This is a genomic window from Pseudomonas sp. GW704-F2 (assembly GCF_059423025.1).
This window is the reverse complement of sequence record NZ_JBWKXO010000042.1, coordinates 1-16,077: the sequence shown is the minus strand read 5'-3', so window position 1 is coordinate 16,077 and position 16,077 is coordinate 1. Positions and strand designations below refer to the sequence as shown.

Here is a 16,077-nt window from a genome sequence, read left to right as displayed (position 1 = left end):
GCTTAAAAAGCAGCCCTGCTACTAAATCGCACTCATGAATAAACCTGTACGTACTCCCTTGAATGAGGAGCAGCTTGCCGACGCCAAACGACTCAGCGAGATATACAAGCTCAGGGTTCGCCAGGCAAAGGAGCGCAAGGACTCACCTCTCAATCAAATGGAGGTGGGTGAACGCTGCGGATGGAATTCGCCTCAAAGTACTGTCAGTCAGTACATGACCGGCAAAGTTGCCCTTAACCTGGATGCTCTCGTAAAGCTTTCTAGGGCCCTGGATTTCGAGCCATACGAGGTTAGTCCGACCCTGGCTTCCGGGATCAGGCGAGCGTCTCCAGGCCACCCGAAAGGTGACGCGCCAAAGGACGCAGCCAATACACCATTCCCAGCAGGAGATGATGCGGGGGTTATTGATGATCGCTATGCCTTCATCCCTCAATATGACGCCAGGGCCGCGGCGGGTGTCGGGCATGACAATCCGCACGTCGAGGTAAAGTCCACTCTAGCTTTCAAGCGCGACTGGCTGCGCCTAAAAGGTGCAAATCCAACAACCTTGATCGTAATTTATGCAGACGGCGAGAGCATGTGGCCAACCATTGACCACCACGATGTGCTGCTGCTGGATACGTCAAAGACAGATCCGGTTGATGGTCATGTCTTTGTCCTTGCAAGCAACGACAAGGGAACAATTGTTAAGCGCCTCATCAAGCGTGGTGATTCGTGGATTATCCAGAGCGATAATCCTGACGGAAATAAGTACCCAGATATCGTGCTGCCGGATGGCGAGATTTATGAGCACAGGATCGTCGGCAGAGTGATCTGGCGCGGCGGAGATTTGTAAGTCATGCCTCTCACCAAGCCCAACCAGCAGCTTCGCCGCGACCTGAAACAGGCTGCGGCCCTGCTCAAGTGGTCAGGGGTCGATCTGTTTGTCTTTGCCAAGCGCCTTCTGGCGGCAGGGGATGAGCAAGGCGCCAACGATCTGATGAAGATCGCGCTGAGCTTTCAGGAGACCGAGGACAAACTGGCGGGTTATGCGGATGAGGTGAAGGCTGGCCAGATAACGCGCTCAAAATCAAATTAAGCTGCACCTAGCGCTCTTATAACAGCACCACAAGGAGGTAAGTGTTGATCCCGCAATGGAATCACCAAGGGATAATTCCCCCCATTGATGAAAACGACCCGACGGCGCTTGAGAGGGCGCCATATCCGGTAACCGTCGAGCAAATCGTTGAGCGATTTTCTACTACAATTGAAAGGTGCGAGATTCTCGAAGGCTTCCTATCCCACCGAGCTGAAATGCACCGTCTAGGCGTTGTCTCTGGCTTTCAGTGGTTGAATGGAAGCTTTATGGAGCACGTTGAGTTGCTGGAAGGGAGAGCGCCAAACGACATGGATGTTGTGACCTTTGCGGATATTCGACCGGAAGTGGAAGCTGCTTTGGCGCCGGAGGACATCAAGGCGCTAACCGATAACCCGTGGATAAAGAAAACCTACAAGGTTGACTTTTACCTTCTCCCTCTGTCGGAACCCGCGGAATTTTTAGTCGAGATGTCGGCATACTGGTACAGTATGTGGTCTCACAGAAGGTCTCAGCAGTGGAAAGGCTTTTTGAGCGTCAGGCTCGAGCCGGACCATGATGATGGTGCCAGGCGTCTTTTGGAGAATCGCAAGCGGGAGGTCCAGAATGAACAGAACTGAATTCACCCATGCGCAGGCTGAAATCAATTTCTTGGATCGCATGTCGCGCAAACCGGGGCTGAGCAAGCTCGCACAACTTTCAATGAGCTCAAGAAAAGAGCAGGTTGAATCGCGCCTGCTTGATCCTGGTAGAGGAGCATTTTCTCCCGCAAAAGCTGTAGTGACCTACCGAGGCGCTCCCGTTTGGGGGGTGCATGGTGTCGTTGCTGAGTTTGGCGCCATAGCAACTGCGAAGTTCTCGGAAGCTATTGCTGCCGTAGCCGCTTCTATCGGGGGTGTTTTGAATGATTTTGGCCCCATACCGAACAAGGCCCAGAATCAGATACTCATAACAGGCACGGCTGTCGGCTCTTTCGGATTTGAGTTTGAAGAGGCTCCATCACTTGAGGCGCAATTGCCTCTTGAGGGAACCACGTCTGTTTCGCAGGCATTTGAGTTGGTAGCTGAGCTGCTCGAAGCCTCCACCAAGAGTGATGAGGAGTTATCCGAACCTGCCTCTCGGCTAGGCACCAGGGCGATAGCAACGATTTCGGATTATCTCGACAAGCTGATCTCATACGAAGCCTACTGCTCAGTGGCAACCCGCGACCATCTGTTCTCGTTTACGAGTGTTGATCAGGTCAGGATTAGCAGGTCCCGCCTCAGTACTGAAAACATTTCCGAGAAAGGCGTCGAATTTTCTGGCGAGTTCTTGGGGGCCTTTCCTGCGGAAAGACGGTTCGAATTCAAGACTCAGGAAGGGATTGTGATACACGGAAGAATTGCCGCCGAAATTGAAAATCCGGCAGTTATCAATATGCACCTGAATAAAGCCTTTACCATTCAAGTTCGTGCTAGAACGGTGGGCAAAGGCAGGCCGCGATATACCCTATCCCAGCTCCCCTGGTAATCAAGCCCGGCCCAGCGCCGGGCTTCTTGTATATGCCCTTCCCTGCCGAGTCCGTAGCCCGCCACTGAGCGGGCTTTTTTGTGTGCGCGTAAAAATATATCAGCAGTGCTGTTGACTCACAAATAACAGCAGTGCTACTTTTACCCCATCGAGTCACCCAACAGGGACTCGCCAGGGCCTCACAGCTCGCCGCTCTTTAACAGTCAGCGCAATACGAACAAAGACGGCACCGCCTCTACGGCGACCGGAGATCAGATAGCCCCGAAAGGCTACCAACGCGAGGACCACCTCGACGGCTGACTAGAGCGAAATGCTCGAACCGAGTGAATGACCCGATACGCGGTGCCAGCGGGAACCACAGATTTACTGATGCCGCTTCTATGAGGCGGCATTGGAAATCAACGGAGGAAGTGAGATGGGCAGATTTGAAAGTTTTCCGGAACAACTGATGGCCTGCTTCATGCTGGGATTTCCAGTAGCGGGCCTGCTCTTGGGTGTCGTTCTCCTTGGTCTTATCTGGCGAAAGGCCTGGGCCTGGATTGACGATGCGGAGGCAGGGCGCAACCCGGTTCTGGAGTTTATGGCGAGACTGCGTGGCTGGACGCCCTATACCACGGAGGGCAACGGCTACCAGTGGTGGAAAGATAAAAAAGACTCAACGCAACCGGAAGTTCTGCTGCCGTTTCTTGGATTGTTCTTTTTCTCCCCTCTCGCGGTCTTCCTCGCCATCAAACTTTACCCAGTCGTCATGGCTGCCATGACGCTGGCTGCAGTCGCTTTTGTGGCTCGGTTCGCCCGCCGGCACAAGAAACTGTTCGATAAGCACCTGAAAGATCCCGAAGCGCACAAATGACGGACCTTTTCACTGATGCCCATCCAGAGCGGTGGGCATCGGGAAAACAACCGAGGGCAAGATAATGCGACCAGTAATGACGATGAAGACGGTTCATGACTCCATCGGGCGGCGGCTCGAAGGGCTTGATGATGATCGCGAAGGCAAGTTTCACGGCTGGGGTTCTGGCTACGAGGAATTTGAAAGCGGTCCGGGCAACTACACGGTAGCGATCGTTGAATTCCCTGACGGCAAAGTCGACACGGTGATGCCGTACTTGATTCGCTTCCTCGACAGCGACGACGCCAACAACGAGGCGCTGGATTACGCACTGGCCAATCCCATAGTTATTGGTTGAACCATCCTCCTGCGCATTCACAGAGTGCGCAGCGGGATGCGCCAACCAACCGGAGTACACCATGCCAAACCTTACCTGGGCCGCCTGGCTCGCTGTGACTGTCCTTGTAGGCGTGTTCCTGGCCTGCTGCTGGGGCATTGCGCAGAGCGTTTGAACGAACAACCAGCGCCACGTCAGCACTGACGCTAACTGCCCGATCCTCTCTATGAGAGCGCATCGGATATAGCTCGGCCTTCTGCGTGATAGCAGGGTGGCCACCTTGTCCCGAGCCTGAGCGGATTTTTCCGCGGCGTAGACGGGCAACACACGGAGGGATTCGAGCTATATCCGATGCGGACGACCACTACACACCGCGCAAAGCGGCCCCCGGCATCTCACCTATGACGAACCACCCCGGCCTGACTCCAGTAGCGTGACCGGGTACAGATGGCTCCCTGCTGATTCAGGTAGCCATCTGGTTTCACAAATGCCTCTAGACCCCCTGGAGGTATTTGGAAGCCAACGAACGGAGCAAGACGATGGAAACCAAACACACGCCGGAGCCTTGGCTCATTCAGGAATCGACCGTATATGCACTGAATGAGCGCAGACCACCTGTAAATCGCTTTCATGCATCAGTAGATTCTGGTTTCGACAACTGCGACAAGCGCATAAGCCGAGAAGAAGTGTGTGCCAACGCCAAGCTGATCGCCGCAGCGCCGGATCTGCTGAAAGCGCTTGAGCGGTGCGAGTTACTGCTTAGATCTAAGCGCCGCGCTTGCGAGGACAGCAACCTCTGCCACCTTCTGGATAGCCATATATCTCAAGCGCGCAACGCCATCAACAAGGCTACGGCCTAACCCTCTCCTTGCACGTCAGCCAGACGAAAATTGGCCCGATCCTTTCCTTGGGGAGACTCGTATAGGGAGAGGCTGCATCGGAGTGTGATCTGTCGAGCATGCAGGCTAACCGCGCATGCAAACAGCCGAAACGCGAGGGTCAACGACCTCGGGAAGATAGTTTGTTCACGCCCGGCGGCAAGCAATTGCGATGGCGTGGCAGGGAGGCACACCTGTTGGTGTCAACCGGGATTTGCGGTCCGGACAGATCACACCCCGATGCAGATGAATGCGCAGGCTGATGGGCAATAACTGACTGGCACCCATACCGACATTGCTTCCAGTCGGAAAGGAGCGTGGCGATCACGGCTCAGGCTCTGATCAAGGTCAGGACAATCGAAACCCGGAGATCAGCACCGGGCACCTGCATCAGGCGTTCGGTGCCATTAACCGACGGCGTGGGAAGCGTCGATAACTCAATCTCTGACAGCCGGAAAGACGGCACCCACCCTTCTCGCCTCTATTACGTCAGCACTCACCCCGCGCCCATCGGCAACCAGCGGGAGGCATGAGTGTTGAGCGAATACAGGTGAACCAAGTCCACGGAGTCATTCATGAGCGAGCAAAGAAAGCCATATCCACGGTCGGCAGACAACGCTGACCAAATGAATCTGCCCAAGGGCAAGACCTGCGGCGACTGCGTGCATTGCCGCCGCTGCACCGCGATGTTCGGCCACATCCCTGCTGATGAGGCTTGCGACTGGAGCCCATCGCGCTTTCGTGAAGCCCTGCCAGCCACCGCGTAACCCAAAACACTGGAGGTCGCCATGAGCGATTGGATCAAGTGCAGCGATCGGCTGCCGCCAGAAGGCGATAAGCGCGATTACTTGTGCCTGTTCGAGTACGGCGAGATGCAGGTCACTGAGTGGCTGTACGACAAAACTCTCGGATGGTGCTTCTGGTACGGCGACCCAAGTCACTGGATGCCGCTCCCACCTCTTCCCACTGAATAACGCCATCCTGGAGGCGACCATGCACCACAGCATCCAATCGCGCCGCGACATTGTCGACGGCCTGCATCAGCGTTCCCGTATCGCCACTGCCGAGTTCTACCGGCTGATTGGGCGAGCTGAGCCGGCGGTCACCTTCCGGATGATGGTGAAGCCTGCAGGCCGCGACTTCTTCCATGTGGTGGACAGCCGGACCGGCAAGGTCATTGGGTTCCGCCGCGATCACAACGAAGCCTGCGCCCTCGCTCGGCGCCTGGAGTGCCTACATGCCGACCAGTTACGCGGATAGCGCTCAGGCCCGGGAATCCGACAGGCGCTGGGACTTGCCGAACTTTGGGAAGCAGCAGCACGCTGACCTGTTCCATGAGTACACAGCAGAGGACTTGGCAGGACGCGAGGAGCACCGACTCAAAGAGCGCGCCAGCCTCAAGCTGCGCATTGGACTGGCGATGGCGCAGATGGAGGCGATCTGTCCGCCGGCAGGAGGCGATCAATGAACACTACTCAGCGAGACCACCAGAACGCCGTGAACTGGATCGAGGGAGAGATCGAAAACATGATTCTCGAACTTGGCAAGCCAAACGCCAGTGCGGCGGCCACATCATGCGTCACCCTCGCTTTCATGCTGCGGGTTATCGACGAAAACGAACACCGGCACTTCCGGGCACTCATCGACAAGATTTACGCCGACTACAACGCATCGCTCGTTTCTGCCGCCTGACGGCACAACCCAACCCCACTACTTTCAATGCTGCGCCAGGCGCGGCGAGGGATAGTCATGTCCAAAAATACCAAACAAGCACACGCACAAGAACCGCTCGAAATGAACGAAGCTGAAGGCGCGCAAAAAAACCTATCCCCTACGGTAGCGGTCACCGACATCGCCGAGTATCGGCCGCACGAAGAACAGATCGTTCGCCTGGAGACCACCTACGCGAAGCTGGTCGTTGACTGCTCGACGAGTGAGGGCTTGGCGAATGCGAAGGAAGTTCGCGTCGATATCCGCGATGTGCGCTACGCCCTGGATAAGACCACCAAAACCGCATTGGTGCCATATCAGCAGAAGGTCAAAGAAGCTCAGGCTCGCGTCAATCAAGTCAAGGAATTCGGTGAAACACTCAGGACTCGTGTGCTGACAATTGAAGAGCCTGTCGATGAAGCGATCAAGGCCGAAGAAAAGCGTATAGCTGATGCCAAGGCAGAGCGCGAGCGTGTCGAGGCTGAGCGTGTCGAAGCCATCCGGGCAAAAATTACTCGTTTCAGTTCTGTCGCCGCCGCATATGCAAGCCGCAGCGCCGCAGACGTCTCCAGCATTTTGCAGGGTGTCAAAGAGTCGGTGATCCTGCCCGAAGAATATGGCGAATTTGAAGCCGAAGGCACCATCGCTCGCGACAACGCCATTGAGCAACTGGAAGCGCTGCTCAAATCTGCCGCTGAGCGAGAAGAAGCTGCTGCCAAGTTGCTGGCCCAGCAGAAAGAGCTGGATGAGTTGCGCGAGAAACAACGCATCGCCGATGCCGAAGCCGAGGAGCTACGCAAGCAGCGGGCAGAGGAAGACCGCAAGCGGTTGAAGCAGCAGCAGGACGAACTGGACCAGCAGCGCCGCGACATGGAGGCGCAGCAACGTCAGCAGCGTGAACAGCAGGAAGAGCAACAACGCCAGCAGCGCGAGCGCGAGGCACAGTATCAACGCGACCAGGAAGAGCTGGTCCGTCTGCGCGCCCAGGCTGCCGCGCCTGCGCCCGTGGCGGCTGTCACCGCCACTCCAATCGTTGAGAAAGCTGAAGCCGCCCCTGTTTCAGCAGTCGCCGTCTCCGTTGAATCCATCGACGTGGACCCGACCACTCCCCCGGCTGACGACATTGTCGAGGTTGTAGCGCTCGGCTTCGACGTGACTATCGACACTGCTCGCGATTGGCTGCGGGCCACCCGCTTCTAACCATCCTTTCCATCTGCCGGCCGACCCACTCCACGTCGGCCACGGAGAGCGCAATGACCGATACAGACACCCAAGCACAAACCGGCCTCGCCACTTATCACGATCCATCGCACAACGCGGCCGCGCTCATCCTCGACCCTGGCACCATGCGGTCGATGAGCGACCTCGCGCTGATGATGTCGAAGGGAGTGACAACCGTCCCGAAACACCTTAAAGGGAACCAAGCCGACTGCATGGCGGTGGTGCTTCAAGCAATGCAGTGGCAAATGAACCCCTTCGCTGTGGCGCAGAAAACATTCATCGTCAACGGCGGCGCATTGAGCTACGAGGCGCAGCTCGTTAACGCAGTGATCACCGCCAAGGCGCCAGTCAAAGGTCGATTGAACTTTGAATGGTTCGGCGCTTGGGAAAACGTCATCGGGAAGATGCGCGAAGTTACCAGTAAGACCAAGAAGGATGAGGACACTGGCGAGTTTAAAAAATATCGCGTTCCCGCCTGGAGCTTTAACGACGAAAAAGGGCTCGGCATCAAGGTTTGGGCAACCTTTCGGGGCGAAGACGAGCCACGCACTCTGGAGCTTCTGCTGACCCAGGTCCGCACGCGCAACTCTACGCTTTGGGCGGAAGACCCCAAACAACAGATCGCCTACTTGGTGACCAAGAAGTGGGCACGCCTCTTCTGTCCTGACGTGATCCTTGGCGTTTATACGCCCGATGAATTCGAGGATTCATACGGCGGCGAGATTGATATCACTCCAACAAAACAAGCCGCAAACAGCGCTGCCGCCGCTGGCGTTTCGTTTGGCCCAAAATCCCCATCACCGGAAATAGACGGTGTATTCGCAGACCTCCTGGTCGTTGCAAGGCAACAGGACATCGACGCCTACGCGGCCGCCTGGGCAGGTCTCAAGCCGAAGCAGCGCGCAGCGATCGGCCTGGAATGCCACGAAGCCCTAAAAAGCTTGGCGGCTACCGTCGATGCCGACTTTACCGACATAACCGGCCCCAGCGGTGACCAGTCCCATTCAGAGGAGGCTGCGTAGTGAGAGCGGAGCTTCAGGGCACAGAAAAGTGGCATGCGGACCGATCTGGGCGCGTGACAGCCAGCCGCTTTAAAGACGTGATGGCCTGGGGGAAGCCTGACAAAAATGGTAAGCGCGAGCCTATGGGCGCACGCACCTCGTACATGCGTGAGCTGTGCTTCGAGCGGCTGGCAAAGAAGTCCAAGCACAACGTCAGCAGCGCCTCTTTAAAGTGGGGTCACACCGAAGAACAAAAGGCTCAAGACGCCTACGAGATGCTGACGGGCAACATCGTCATACCGTCAGAGTTCATCGTCCACCCGAAGTACGACTGGCTTGGATGTTCGCCAGACGGACTTATCAACGATGACGGCGGTACCGAATCGAAGTGCCCCTTCAACGAAGCGATACACGTCAGAACTTGGCTCGAAGGCATGCCCGAGGAACACATGCCGCAGGTCCAAGGCTGCATGTTCGTTACGGGCCGCAAATGGTGGGACTTCCTGTCCTTTGATTCTCGCCAAGATGAAGAGTGTCAGCTCTATATCGAGACGATTTACCGCGACGAAGACTACATCGCCAACCTGCATAGAGAGCTGGTCCAGTTCAACCTAGAGCTGAATCGCATGGTTGATGAGGTAGCGGACAAAGCTCGGGCGCAAGCCCATCGCCTAGGAGCCTGACCATGATCAGCAACCTAAAATCAGACATCGAGTTTCGGCGCGAGAAAGCACTGGAGCTTTCCGGCCAGGTCCGTCGGCACCTGGCCGCCGGCGGAAAATTCACCATCGGCGATAGCCCTGCGATCAATCCAGAGCCAGCCAAGCGTTCGGAAATTATCGACCCAGCGACCATTCTCAAGCGCCGCAAGCCGCCCATCACCCGGGCCGAGCGTAACGCGCTGCGCAAACTCGCGGAGGCATTATGAGCAAGCGCAAGCCGCATAACCTTCAGGCACGCATCGCCCGGTCCTGCCGCTCACTGCTGGCCTCCAACCACGTCGCGGTGGTGAACATCGACCCCTGCGGTCGCCAGGGCATGATCAATTACAAGTCGCTGAAGAACATTGCCCCGGGAAAGATTGGCCAGGCCGTCTGCGGCATTCCCCACCGGCGGACGATCTACCTCAGCGCGCTTTGCATCGACGCCCGCGGCGACCGCTACAGCAAGTCGGTGGAGGTCGCGCCCGATGGCGTCTATCTCTCCGACCACCTGGAAGACGTGATCGAGCATTGCTACAAGAAGCTGCGCGACGAGGCCAACCAAAGCCAGATAGTGGCTTCGGGCTGGATCGCCATCCCCGAAGCGATGTCACTGGACGAGGCGCACGCAGCGCGGATCTTCGAAGCGGTCGGCGCCTGGCACCAGGAGAAGGTCGCAGCGTGAAGCGAATCCACAAACAGGTCAGCGCGAGACGCCGACCAACCTGGCTCGCACTGCCGGCCAGCGGAATAGAAGAGGTAGGCCATGGCAAAGACTGTGCAGGAGCGCTCGGCCAAAACTGCCAGGAAGCGCGTGGCGAATGCCGAAGAGGAATTGAGGCTCAGGGTTCGCCCCGGCACCCGCCAGGCGCTGGCCGAACTGATGGAGTGGTCAGGCATTACTGAGCAGGGCGAGGCGATGACGCTGATGATTCATCACCTACATGCGCTGGGTTCGAAAGCCACATTCCTGCTTGATCCGCCGCGCCACAAAATCCAGATATCCGAAAACGTGGCGCGGGAATTCCGCAATAAAAGCCTACTAGCCATCCAGAAAGACCTGGGCGACGAGATCATCGAGCCCGCATAACCCACCCTAATCGCTGCATCCGGAACCCGGAGGGCGGCGCTTACCCGGAGTAAACCCATGACCAAGCAAGCACAGCAAACAGTACTCGCCGCCGAACTCCCTGAGCGCGGCCAACCTCTGGCCGGTGGTGTGTTCGTAACCCGCTACTGGCTCAACGGCGTAGAGCGCGCCCTGATTCTCCTGCCTGACGAGCTCAACGGTGTCTGGGGCGAGTATGGCGTAAAGATCGAAGGCGCCGGCAGCTACAGCGACGGCGAAGCGAACACCCGCGCCATGGCCGAGGCCGGCAGCGAGATCGCCGTAAAAGCGCTGGAACTGGGCGGCTTTATTCCGTCCTGCCTTGAGGGCCAACTGCTGATGGCAGCCAAGGCTGATGGCCTGGTGGAGCTTCGCGATGATAGCTATCACTGGCTTAGCACGCAGCGCTCCGCCGACAACGCCTACTACATGGACTTTGAAGATGGCTGGCTCGTCATCAGCGTCAAGACCAACGAGCGGCTCGCGCGCCCTGTCCGCCGTATCTACGTCACTTCGTGAGGATTGGATATGCCTGAAGAGCAATGGCGGTAGATATCGGACTGGCCAGGATACGAGATCAGCGATCACGGGCGGGTAAGGCGCGGCCCTCACATAAAGAGCCACTACTTCGACAGGAAGGGGTATCCGAAAGTAAAGCTATGGAACAGGCAGGCCTCGAAGGGCTTCCTGATCCATCGCCTGGTCGCCACGCACTTTATCGGGCCGGTACCGGAAGGGCATATCTGTCGCCATCTGGACGGCGACAAAACCAACGGCCGCGTTGGCAATCTCGCCTATGGCACGCCAACCCAGAACGAGGCCGACAAGAAGCTCCACGGAACCGACGGAACGGGCGAGCGACATCCGGCGGCGAAGCTTACCGAGGCCCAAGTCGTCGAGATCAGGTCTCTGTTCAAGCCGCACAGCCGAGAGTTCAGTGGGGCCGTACTGGCCAAGCGGTACGGAGTAACCCAGGCGCTGATAAGCGCAATTGTTTGCCGCCGGATCTGGAAGCACGTGGCATAGCATCCAACAGCTACTTCGGCCTGCTCAGCCAGGCCAGCCATAGCCATAACGACCGGGCAGCACTCGCTCGGGTCGTGCTGAAGCGCGGCAACAGCGTCAACGCGGCGCTGACCAAGACCTTCGAGAAGAAGTAACTCCCCACTCCACCGCCCGGGCATGGCCCGGCAAGGACTACCCATGCCTACAGAAAACCAAAACCACCCCGACGACCACGCCGCCATCGAGCGCCTGCACCAGCAGTACGTGGGCAAGATAGAACGCTTCTCCGATGATCTGATGGCGTTTCAGGACGCAGCCTACGCCATGGGCCTGGAACGCGGAAAGCTGCTTGAGGCGAAGCGTGCAGACGCCCTACAACAGCGCCTGACCGCAGCGGATGAGCGGGCGGATGTGCTGACTCATCTGCTGCGTGAGGGTTTGGAAGAATACAAAGACGGTGACGACTGGATTGACCGCGTTATCGCCGCGCTCAAGCCAGCAGAGGTTCGCTGCAATATCCCGGCATGCGATTACCAGATCGATATGAATCAAAACTGATGCGCGCCCAACTCCCCGCCTACTGCTGGTGCCTGCTGGCACTGGCACAACTGATTTGAGGTGATTTATGAGTGAGCGCATTCCTTGCTCGCAATACGACGGCAGCAAGAAACAATGTCTGAGCGGATGGCCTGCTACGTCATCGACGTGCTGGGGCGGGCTCAATGGTTGCCCTACGTGTGGGGTCCATGGAAAGCCACCGCCCTGCATGAGCGAAGATCCACCTGCACATTTTCTAAGGCCCGACGGGAAGCCACGGTTCTGGCCTGAAGCCACACTTGAAGGTGCAAAGCCATGACCACCAACCAAACGATTGACGGCGTGCCGCGTGAGCTGGAAAAGGCAATGTCCTTCTACTTCGGCGCAAAGGAAGTAAGAAACTTCAAGCTGTACCTGCGCAGGGAGTTTAAACCCGCGAGAAGCAAGACGACTGCTCGCACCATTGAGCTGTCATTAGGTCAGGTGGAACGGGCCTATGACACTGCCATGGTAAGCGGGAACCGTGACTTGGCGGATGAGCTGCGCAGGCTGCTAAAGGCTGAATCGGCACCTGGGGCAGAATCGCAAGTTGAGCCAGCCGCCCAGCCCCAGGGCGAGCCGGTGGATAGAGAGCAAAAAGTAACCGAGCTGTCCGAATTCATGAGCAGGCTTTCGGGTGGGTTGAGGCACTTTGCTGGACAGATAATAGATGCCGGATGGAAGAAGTGCGGACCGCAATCGTCTGAGCCAATCGGCTTTCGAGATCCTGAATTTTTGTGGGCCACGATCAGCTCTGAAAACAAGGCCAAGATGGAATCGTGCGGGCACGACTTGAGCTGTTTCTCTGCGCCGCTCTACGCCGAGCAGCCCGCGCCGGTAGCGGTGGTGCTGCCTGAGCGCCGCGAGATTGGCCCAAACTATCCGTATCTGAGCGACCTGGATATTGAGTGGAACGCCTGCCTTGACGAAGTAACCCGCCTCAACCCCTCTCTGTAACCCCTCCCCCTTCAAAGTCAGCCGCTATAGCGGCAAGGACGAAGTCATGCCCGAACAAAAGATTACGTTCGTCAACGGCGAGCCCGCCAAATGCGGCTGCAAGATGGAATTCAGCTCTGGCAATGGTCAGTACTCCGACGTGCTTTTTGTCACTCCCTGTGAGGCGCACAGCGGCAGCAAGCCGTTCGGGCCGGCCGAGGTGAAGCGCGATGCAGACGGCTGGTGGTATCACCCAAACATCCCGAGCTTTGGCGAAGGCGAAGACCCGGCGCCCTACATCGCCTGGGTCAAGGAACAGGGACTGGAACTGAAAGGCTGGCACTCTGGCGACGAGCTTGAGGATCTACCTGACGAGGATGCCGCGTGCACCGCCTGGAATCCCGAATCGCCAGGCCCTGAGTGGTTCCTGATGGGGATCCTCGATACGGATGACGGCCCCTATGTGCAGTGGGCACGCCGGGTGACGCCATGATCGCCACCCTCTGGTTCGCCTACGTCTTCATCTACAAAGGGACGTGGCGCTAATTGATCGCCCCGATCAGAACTACGCCGTCCACACAATCTCGGCAATCCCGGGCGGCAGCTCAACAGAGCAGGCAACTTTGTCCGGCCAGAAAAACCTATATTCCTGCTGCCAGGCATCATCATGAGATTTCAGAAAATGATTCCGTTGGTGATCATGCGTGTATTCACAGTTTCCAAATCTAGATTTGCGCCCCAATCGCTTATCTAGGTGTTTCCGCAGCTTTTCAATATTGTGAATTCGCACACACGCGGTCTTCCCAAAACGATTAGCAATCTCCACATCGAAGACATTACAGAAAGATTGGATCAGCCCGTCTTCCGTATAAAAGTTCGCGTTTCTTACTTCAGGCATTGGCATTCCATTGAAATAGTTTCCCGTGAACGTGAAGTCTCTAACATTTGGAGTTTCGCCGAATGACACAAATGGATGAAGTGATCGCAAATCTATTTCCGCCTCGTGGATAAGGTTTTCATCTGGCGTGTAAATACCATCGCGATCCATGCGCTTGTACTTACTTGCAAGCGCCAGCGGGATGGAACCTCCATGGACCCATGACTCAGTCCACGAGGCATGTGTCAGGTACAAAAATTTATGCATTCTCACTCACCCCTAGATAGAAAACCCCAAGCTACTCCAGCAAATATCAAATAGCCATATAACAAATTCTCCCCAACTAAACAGCCTGCCGGTGAGCGGCTGGCGAGGTATTCGCATGTCTGAGAAAACTGTCAAAGCCATCATGGAGCAAGCCCAGGTATTCGCCAGCAGCTGGTCGATGGTGGGCGGCCCATTCGCCGCCGACGACCAGCTCGAGCGCGCCGAAGATGAAAAATTGGAGCTGGAGAAACTCGTCAAAGGCGCGCTAGAGGGCTCAGTAGGCGCCCCGCAGGATGTCGGCGAGATGATCGAAGCGCTGCTTGCATGGCATAAACGGCAGACCGATCAACTGCAGATCATTACCGACAACTCCAAAGAAGGCACGACCCTTTCCCTGGGCATCGATGATCCAGTCGACATCGTTCTGACAAAAGATATGGCCAAGGGCTTGCGCATCGGGCTCGTCCTGGCAATGGCTCGACTTGGCAAACTGCCCATCAGCGTTAGCCATGGCGATGATGAAGATCCTGACTCCGACGACGAATAACCCCACCCCACCTTCTGCCGCCCAGCGCGGCAAGGACACCACATGTTCGCTATGAAACTCACCCTGATCCTGCTGGGCGCTTTGCTGTACCTGGTAGGAACCATCGGCTGGCTCGGCTGGCTCGGGCTCGACCTCCTGGACACCGGCACCACCGAGGCACTGCTCTGCGCCTTCGCCGGCACCTGCGCCTGGCTGCTGATCACCTTCGGCCTGGCCGTTCACATCATCAAGACAGCGCGGCCCGCCGGCTCTCTCGACAAACCTGACGTATAGAGGTGCATAGCATGGAGATGCAAAGCGAAACGCTTGCCGAGGAAGAGCTGGCGGCGATCACCGGATACGTGATTCCGTCAGGCCAGATAGCGTGGCTGAGCCGAAACGGCTGGAAGTACGTGCTGACCAGGGCTCGCCGGCCTGTGGTCGGCCGCGTCTACGCCCGAATGAAGCTGGCAGGCGTAAAGCCTTCTGCGGAAAACGTTGCGGCCGAGGCCTGGTCGCTGGATTTGTCAAAGGTAGGATGAAGAGATGCGAGCCAAAAAGGCGGCAAATAGGGACCTGCCGCCAAGAATGATTCGGCGTGTACGCACGCTGAAAGGCGGCAAAGAGTGGGTTGGGTACTACTACGACGGGAGGAACGAAGGCGGGAAGCGGGTAGAAATCCCGCTCGGGGGTGATTTGGATATCGCCAAGGCTGAATGGGCAAAGCTCGATTGCAAGCCAGTGCCAAAGAAGGACGCTCTGCTGGGCCAGGTATTCGACCGCTACGAGCGAGAGATCATCCCCGGCAAAGCGCCGAAGACGCAGAGCGATAACCTGCTGAGCTTGAAGCAATTGCGCAAAGCCTTCAGCGATGCGCCCATTGACGCGGTGACGCCGCAGGTCATAGCCCAATATCGGGACGGGCGGAGCGCCAAGGTACGAGCCAACCGCGAGATCTCCCTGCTTTCGCACATCTATAACATCGCACGCGAGTGGGGGATCACCGATAGCAACCCGGCCGCCGGCGTGCGGAAGAACAAGGAAGTACCGCGGGACTTTTACGCAACCGAGGAAATCTGGAGCGCCGTGTATGCGGTCGCGACCTCGGAGTTGCGCGACGCCATGGACCTGGCTTATTTGACTGGCCAGCGCCCGGCTGACGTACTTTCGATGCGGGAAGCAGACGCGGTTAACGAGTTCCTGCAGGTTGCCCAGGGCAAGACTTCCAAAAAGCTACGAATCCGCCTGACTGCCGCCGGAGTTTTGAATGACTTAGGCGCACTGGTTGAGCGGTTGATAGAGCAGAGGCGTTCCCGCGGCGTGCGGAGCCCGTACCTGATTGTCACTGAGGATGGGCGGCAGGTGACCAAGCCGATGCTGCGGCTGCGCTTTGACGATGCCAGGAACCAGGCGATTGCGACAGCTCGCGAGAAAGGAGACGCCCATTAGCCGGTCTCAAGTCAAGGCTAAAAGCCAACTCGCCCTGCAGCTTTTAACTGTAGGGTTTCCCTTTGTCTC

General features: G+C 57.3%; 29 protein-coding genes. 28 read left to right on the top strand and 1 reads right to left on the bottom strand.

The features are described from left to right. The first annotated feature begins 34 nt into the window (after positions 1–34). From AC07W0_RS25650 to AC07W0_RS25535, 24 genes are all read left to right on the top strand, one after another. Positions 35–835 carry an XRE family transcriptional regulator gene (locus AC07W0_RS25650; protein ID WP_102618502.1) on the top strand — a complete coding sequence of 267 codons (801 nt, stop codon included), beginning with the start codon at positions 35–37 and terminating at the stop codon, positions 833–835. Between the two features lie 3 nt (positions 836–838). After that, positions 839–1,078, top strand: a complete 240-nt coding sequence (locus AC07W0_RS25645; protein ID WP_102618503.1) for a hypothetical protein — start codon at positions 839–841, stop codon at positions 1,076–1,078. Positions 1,079–1,122: 44 nt separating this feature from the next. Continuing rightward, the gene (locus AC07W0_RS25640; protein WP_102618504.1) at positions 1,123–1,695 is read left to right on the top strand and encodes a DUF6932 family protein; all 573 of its coding nucleotides are present in this window, start codon (positions 1,123–1,125) and stop codon (positions 1,693–1,695) included. Then, the gene (locus tag AC07W0_RS25635) at positions 1,682–2,584 is read left to right on the top strand and encodes a hypothetical protein (protein ID WP_102618505.1); all 903 of its coding nucleotides are present in this window, start codon (positions 1,682–1,684) and stop codon (positions 2,582–2,584) included. The genes AC07W0_RS25640 and AC07W0_RS25635 overlap by 14 nt, the downstream gene beginning before the upstream one ends. A gap of 415 nt (positions 2,585–2,999) precedes the next feature. Further along, a complete protein-coding gene (locus AC07W0_RS25630; protein WP_102618506.1) occupies positions 3,000–3,437 on the top strand; it encodes a hypothetical protein in 438 nt (145 codons plus the stop codon). 76 nt (positions 3,438–3,513) lie between these two features. After that, entirely contained in the window at positions 3,514–3,774 is a 261-nt protein-coding gene (locus tag AC07W0_RS25625) for a hypothetical protein (RefSeq protein ID WP_173677836.1), read from the top strand. A gap of 518 nt (positions 3,775–4,292) precedes the next feature. Continuing rightward, positions 4,293–4,613, top strand: coding sequence for an XkdD/Y8K6 family phage-associated protein (locus AC07W0_RS25620; RefSeq protein ID WP_102618507.1), 321 nt, complete (start codon positions 4,293–4,295; stop codon positions 4,611–4,613). Between the two features lie 593 nt (positions 4,614–5,206). Then, on the top strand, positions 5,207–5,398 hold the full coding sequence (locus AC07W0_RS25615) for a hypothetical protein (protein WP_102618508.1): 192 nt from the start codon (positions 5,207–5,209) through the stop codon (positions 5,396–5,398). 21 nt (positions 5,399–5,419) lie between these two features. After that, a complete protein-coding gene (locus tag AC07W0_RS25610) occupies positions 5,420–5,605 on the top strand; it encodes a DUF551 domain-containing protein (protein WP_102618509.1) in 186 nt (61 codons plus the stop codon). A gap of 19 nt (positions 5,606–5,624) precedes the next feature. Then, a complete protein-coding gene (locus AC07W0_RS25605; protein ID WP_102618510.1) occupies positions 5,625–5,891 on the top strand; it encodes a hypothetical protein in 267 nt (88 codons plus the stop codon). After that, positions 5,869–6,099, top strand: a complete 231-nt coding sequence (locus tag AC07W0_RS25600) for a hypothetical protein (RefSeq protein ID WP_102618511.1) — start codon at positions 5,869–5,871, stop codon at positions 6,097–6,099. The genes AC07W0_RS25605 and AC07W0_RS25600 overlap by 23 nt, the downstream gene beginning before the upstream one ends. Then, complete coding sequence (locus tag AC07W0_RS25595; RefSeq protein ID WP_102618512.1) at positions 6,096–6,323, top strand: hypothetical protein; 228 nt, start codon at positions 6,096–6,098, stop codon at positions 6,321–6,323. The genes AC07W0_RS25600 and AC07W0_RS25595 overlap by 4 nt, the downstream gene beginning before the upstream one ends. A gap of 57 nt (positions 6,324–6,380) precedes the next feature. Continuing rightward, the gene (locus AC07W0_RS25590; protein ID WP_256580876.1) at positions 6,381–7,541 is read left to right on the top strand and encodes a coiled-coil domain-containing protein; all 1,161 of its coding nucleotides are present in this window, start codon (positions 6,381–6,383) and stop codon (positions 7,539–7,541) included. A gap of 53 nt (positions 7,542–7,594) precedes the next feature. Then, entirely contained in the window at positions 7,595–8,584 is a 990-nt protein-coding gene (locus AC07W0_RS25585; RefSeq protein ID WP_102618513.1) for a RecT family recombinase, read from the top strand. Beyond that, positions 8,584–9,246, top strand: coding sequence for a lambda exonuclease family protein (locus AC07W0_RS25580; protein WP_102618514.1), 663 nt, complete (start codon positions 8,584–8,586; stop codon positions 9,244–9,246). Before AC07W0_RS25585 ends, AC07W0_RS25580 begins: the two co-directional genes overlap by 1 nt. A gap of 2 nt (positions 9,247–9,248) precedes the next feature. Next, positions 9,249–9,491, top strand: coding sequence for a hypothetical protein (locus tag AC07W0_RS25575; protein WP_102618515.1), 243 nt, complete (start codon positions 9,249–9,251; stop codon positions 9,489–9,491). After that, on the top strand, positions 9,488–9,949 hold the full coding sequence (locus AC07W0_RS25570; protein WP_102618516.1) for a hypothetical protein: 462 nt from the start codon (positions 9,488–9,490) through the stop codon (positions 9,947–9,949). The genes AC07W0_RS25575 and AC07W0_RS25570 overlap by 4 nt, the downstream gene beginning before the upstream one ends. A gap of 81 nt (positions 9,950–10,030) precedes the next feature. Beyond that, complete coding sequence (locus AC07W0_RS25565; protein WP_102618517.1) at positions 10,031–10,354, top strand: hypothetical protein; 324 nt, start codon at positions 10,031–10,033, stop codon at positions 10,352–10,354. A gap of 57 nt (positions 10,355–10,411) precedes the next feature. Further along, positions 10,412–10,891: a hypothetical protein gene (locus tag AC07W0_RS25560; protein ID WP_102618518.1), complete on the top strand. Its 480-nt coding sequence runs from the start codon at positions 10,412–10,414 to the stop codon at positions 10,889–10,891. Positions 10,892–10,924: 33 nt separating this feature from the next. Further along, entirely contained in the window at positions 10,925–11,398 is a 474-nt protein-coding gene (locus AC07W0_RS25555) for an HNH endonuclease (protein ID WP_309474182.1), read from the top strand. Beyond that, positions 11,368–11,532 (top strand): hypothetical protein, encoded by a 165-nt coding sequence (locus AC07W0_RS25550; RefSeq protein WP_371918434.1) that lies wholly within the window; start codon positions 11,368–11,370, stop codon positions 11,530–11,532. Before AC07W0_RS25555 ends, AC07W0_RS25550 begins: the two co-directional genes overlap by 31 nt. A gap of 43 nt (positions 11,533–11,575) precedes the next feature. Continuing rightward, positions 11,576–11,935 carry a hypothetical protein gene (locus tag AC07W0_RS25545; RefSeq protein WP_102618519.1) on the top strand — a complete coding sequence of 120 codons (360 nt, stop codon included), beginning with the start codon at positions 11,576–11,578 and terminating at the stop codon, positions 11,933–11,935. 294 nt (positions 11,936–12,229) lie between these two features. Beyond that, positions 12,230–12,910 carry a hypothetical protein gene (locus tag AC07W0_RS25540; protein ID WP_102618520.1) on the top strand — a complete coding sequence of 227 codons (681 nt, stop codon included), beginning with the start codon at positions 12,230–12,232 and terminating at the stop codon, positions 12,908–12,910. 46 nt (positions 12,911–12,956) lie between these two features. After that, the gene (locus tag AC07W0_RS25535; protein WP_309474179.1) at positions 12,957–13,382 is read left to right on the top strand and encodes a hypothetical protein; all 426 of its coding nucleotides are present in this window, start codon (positions 12,957–12,959) and stop codon (positions 13,380–13,382) included. 72 nt (positions 13,383–13,454) lie between these two features. Here the strand turns inward: AC07W0_RS25535 and AC07W0_RS25530 are convergent, their stop codons facing one another. Further along, positions 13,455–14,033, bottom strand: coding sequence for a hypothetical protein (locus AC07W0_RS25530; RefSeq protein WP_146013194.1), 579 nt, complete (start codon positions 14,031–14,033; stop codon positions 13,455–13,457). A gap of 115 nt (positions 14,034–14,148) precedes the next feature. Here AC07W0_RS25530 and AC07W0_RS25525 point away from each other — a divergent pair, with 115 nt between their 5' ends. The 4 genes from AC07W0_RS25525 to AC07W0_RS25510 are packed head-to-tail and all read left to right on the top strand — an operon-like array spanning position 14,149 to position 16,008. Then, the gene (locus AC07W0_RS25525; RefSeq protein WP_102618522.1) at positions 14,149–14,580 is read left to right on the top strand and encodes a hypothetical protein; all 432 of its coding nucleotides are present in this window, start codon (positions 14,149–14,151) and stop codon (positions 14,578–14,580) included. A gap of 42 nt (positions 14,581–14,622) precedes the next feature. Continuing rightward, a complete protein-coding gene (locus tag AC07W0_RS25520) occupies positions 14,623–14,853 on the top strand; it encodes a hypothetical protein (protein WP_102618523.1) in 231 nt (76 codons plus the stop codon). An 11-nt stretch (positions 14,854–14,864) separates the two neighbouring features. Further along, a complete protein-coding gene (locus tag AC07W0_RS25515) occupies positions 14,865–15,101 on the top strand; it encodes a DUF4224 domain-containing protein (RefSeq protein WP_046382930.1) in 237 nt (78 codons plus the stop codon). A gap of 4 nt (positions 15,102–15,105) precedes the next feature. Next, the gene (locus tag AC07W0_RS25510) at positions 15,106–16,008 is read left to right on the top strand and encodes a tyrosine-type recombinase/integrase (protein WP_256580877.1); all 903 of its coding nucleotides are present in this window, start codon (positions 15,106–15,108) and stop codon (positions 16,006–16,008) included. Positions 16,009–16,077: the final 69 nt, after the last annotated feature.

Coding starts and splice junctions, on each gene's coding strand:
- AC07W0_RS25650 (WP_102618502.1), top strand. CDS start 35: ATGAATAAACCTGTACGTACTCCCTTGAATGAGGAGCAGCTTGCCGAC.
- AC07W0_RS25645 (WP_102618503.1), top strand. CDS start 839: ATGCCTCTCACCAAGCCCAACCAGCAGCTTCGCCGCGACCTGAAACAG.
- AC07W0_RS25635 (WP_102618505.1), top strand. CDS start 1,682: ATGAACAGAACTGAATTCACCCATGCGCAGGCTGAAATCAATTTCTTG.
- AC07W0_RS25630 (WP_102618506.1), top strand. CDS start 3,000: ATGGGCAGATTTGAAAGTTTTCCGGAACAACTGATGGCCTGCTTCATG.
- AC07W0_RS25625 (WP_173677836.1), top strand. CDS start 3,514: ATGACGATGAAGACGGTTCATGACTCCATCGGGCGGCGGCTCGAAGGG.
- AC07W0_RS25620 (WP_102618507.1), top strand. CDS start 4,293: ATGGAAACCAAACACACGCCGGAGCCTTGGCTCATTCAGGAATCGACC.
- AC07W0_RS25615 (WP_102618508.1), top strand. CDS start 5,207: ATGAGCGAGCAAAGAAAGCCATATCCACGGTCGGCAGACAACGCTGAC.
- AC07W0_RS25610 (WP_102618509.1), top strand. CDS start 5,420: ATGAGCGATTGGATCAAGTGCAGCGATCGGCTGCCGCCAGAAGGCGAT.
- AC07W0_RS25605 (WP_102618510.1), top strand. CDS start 5,625: ATGCACCACAGCATCCAATCGCGCCGCGACATTGTCGACGGCCTGCAT.
- AC07W0_RS25600 (WP_102618511.1), top strand. CDS start 5,869: ATGCCGACCAGTTACGCGGATAGCGCTCAGGCCCGGGAATCCGACAGG.
- AC07W0_RS25595 (WP_102618512.1), top strand. CDS start 6,096: ATGAACACTACTCAGCGAGACCACCAGAACGCCGTGAACTGGATCGAG.
- AC07W0_RS25590 (WP_256580876.1), top strand. CDS start 6,381: ATGTCCAAAAATACCAAACAAGCACACGCACAAGAACCGCTCGAAATG.
- AC07W0_RS25585 (WP_102618513.1), top strand. CDS start 7,595: ATGACCGATACAGACACCCAAGCACAAACCGGCCTCGCCACTTATCAC.
- AC07W0_RS25575 (WP_102618515.1), top strand. CDS start 9,249: ATGATCAGCAACCTAAAATCAGACATCGAGTTTCGGCGCGAGAAAGCA.
- AC07W0_RS25570 (WP_102618516.1), top strand. CDS start 9,488: ATGAGCAAGCGCAAGCCGCATAACCTTCAGGCACGCATCGCCCGGTCC.
- AC07W0_RS25565 (WP_102618517.1), top strand. CDS start 10,031: ATGGCAAAGACTGTGCAGGAGCGCTCGGCCAAAACTGCCAGGAAGCGC.
- AC07W0_RS25560 (WP_102618518.1), top strand. CDS start 10,412: ATGACCAAGCAAGCACAGCAAACAGTACTCGCCGCCGAACTCCCTGAG.
- AC07W0_RS25545 (WP_102618519.1), top strand. CDS start 11,576: ATGCCTACAGAAAACCAAAACCACCCCGACGACCACGCCGCCATCGAG.
- AC07W0_RS25540 (WP_102618520.1), top strand. CDS start 12,230: ATGACCACCAACCAAACGATTGACGGCGTGCCGCGTGAGCTGGAAAAG.
- AC07W0_RS25535 (WP_309474179.1), top strand. CDS start 12,957: ATGCCCGAACAAAAGATTACGTTCGTCAACGGCGAGCCCGCCAAATGC.
- AC07W0_RS25530 (WP_146013194.1), bottom strand. CDS start 14,033: ATGCATAAATTTTTGTACCTGACACATGCCTCGTGGACTGAGTCATGG.
- AC07W0_RS25525 (WP_102618522.1), top strand. CDS start 14,149: ATGTCTGAGAAAACTGTCAAAGCCATCATGGAGCAAGCCCAGGTATTC.
- AC07W0_RS25520 (WP_102618523.1), top strand. CDS start 14,623: ATGTTCGCTATGAAACTCACCCTGATCCTGCTGGGCGCTTTGCTGTAC.
- AC07W0_RS25515 (WP_046382930.1), top strand. CDS start 14,865: ATGGAGATGCAAAGCGAAACGCTTGCCGAGGAAGAGCTGGCGGCGATC.
- AC07W0_RS25510 (WP_256580877.1), top strand. CDS start 15,106: ATGCGAGCCAAAAAGGCGGCAAATAGGGACCTGCCGCCAAGAATGATT.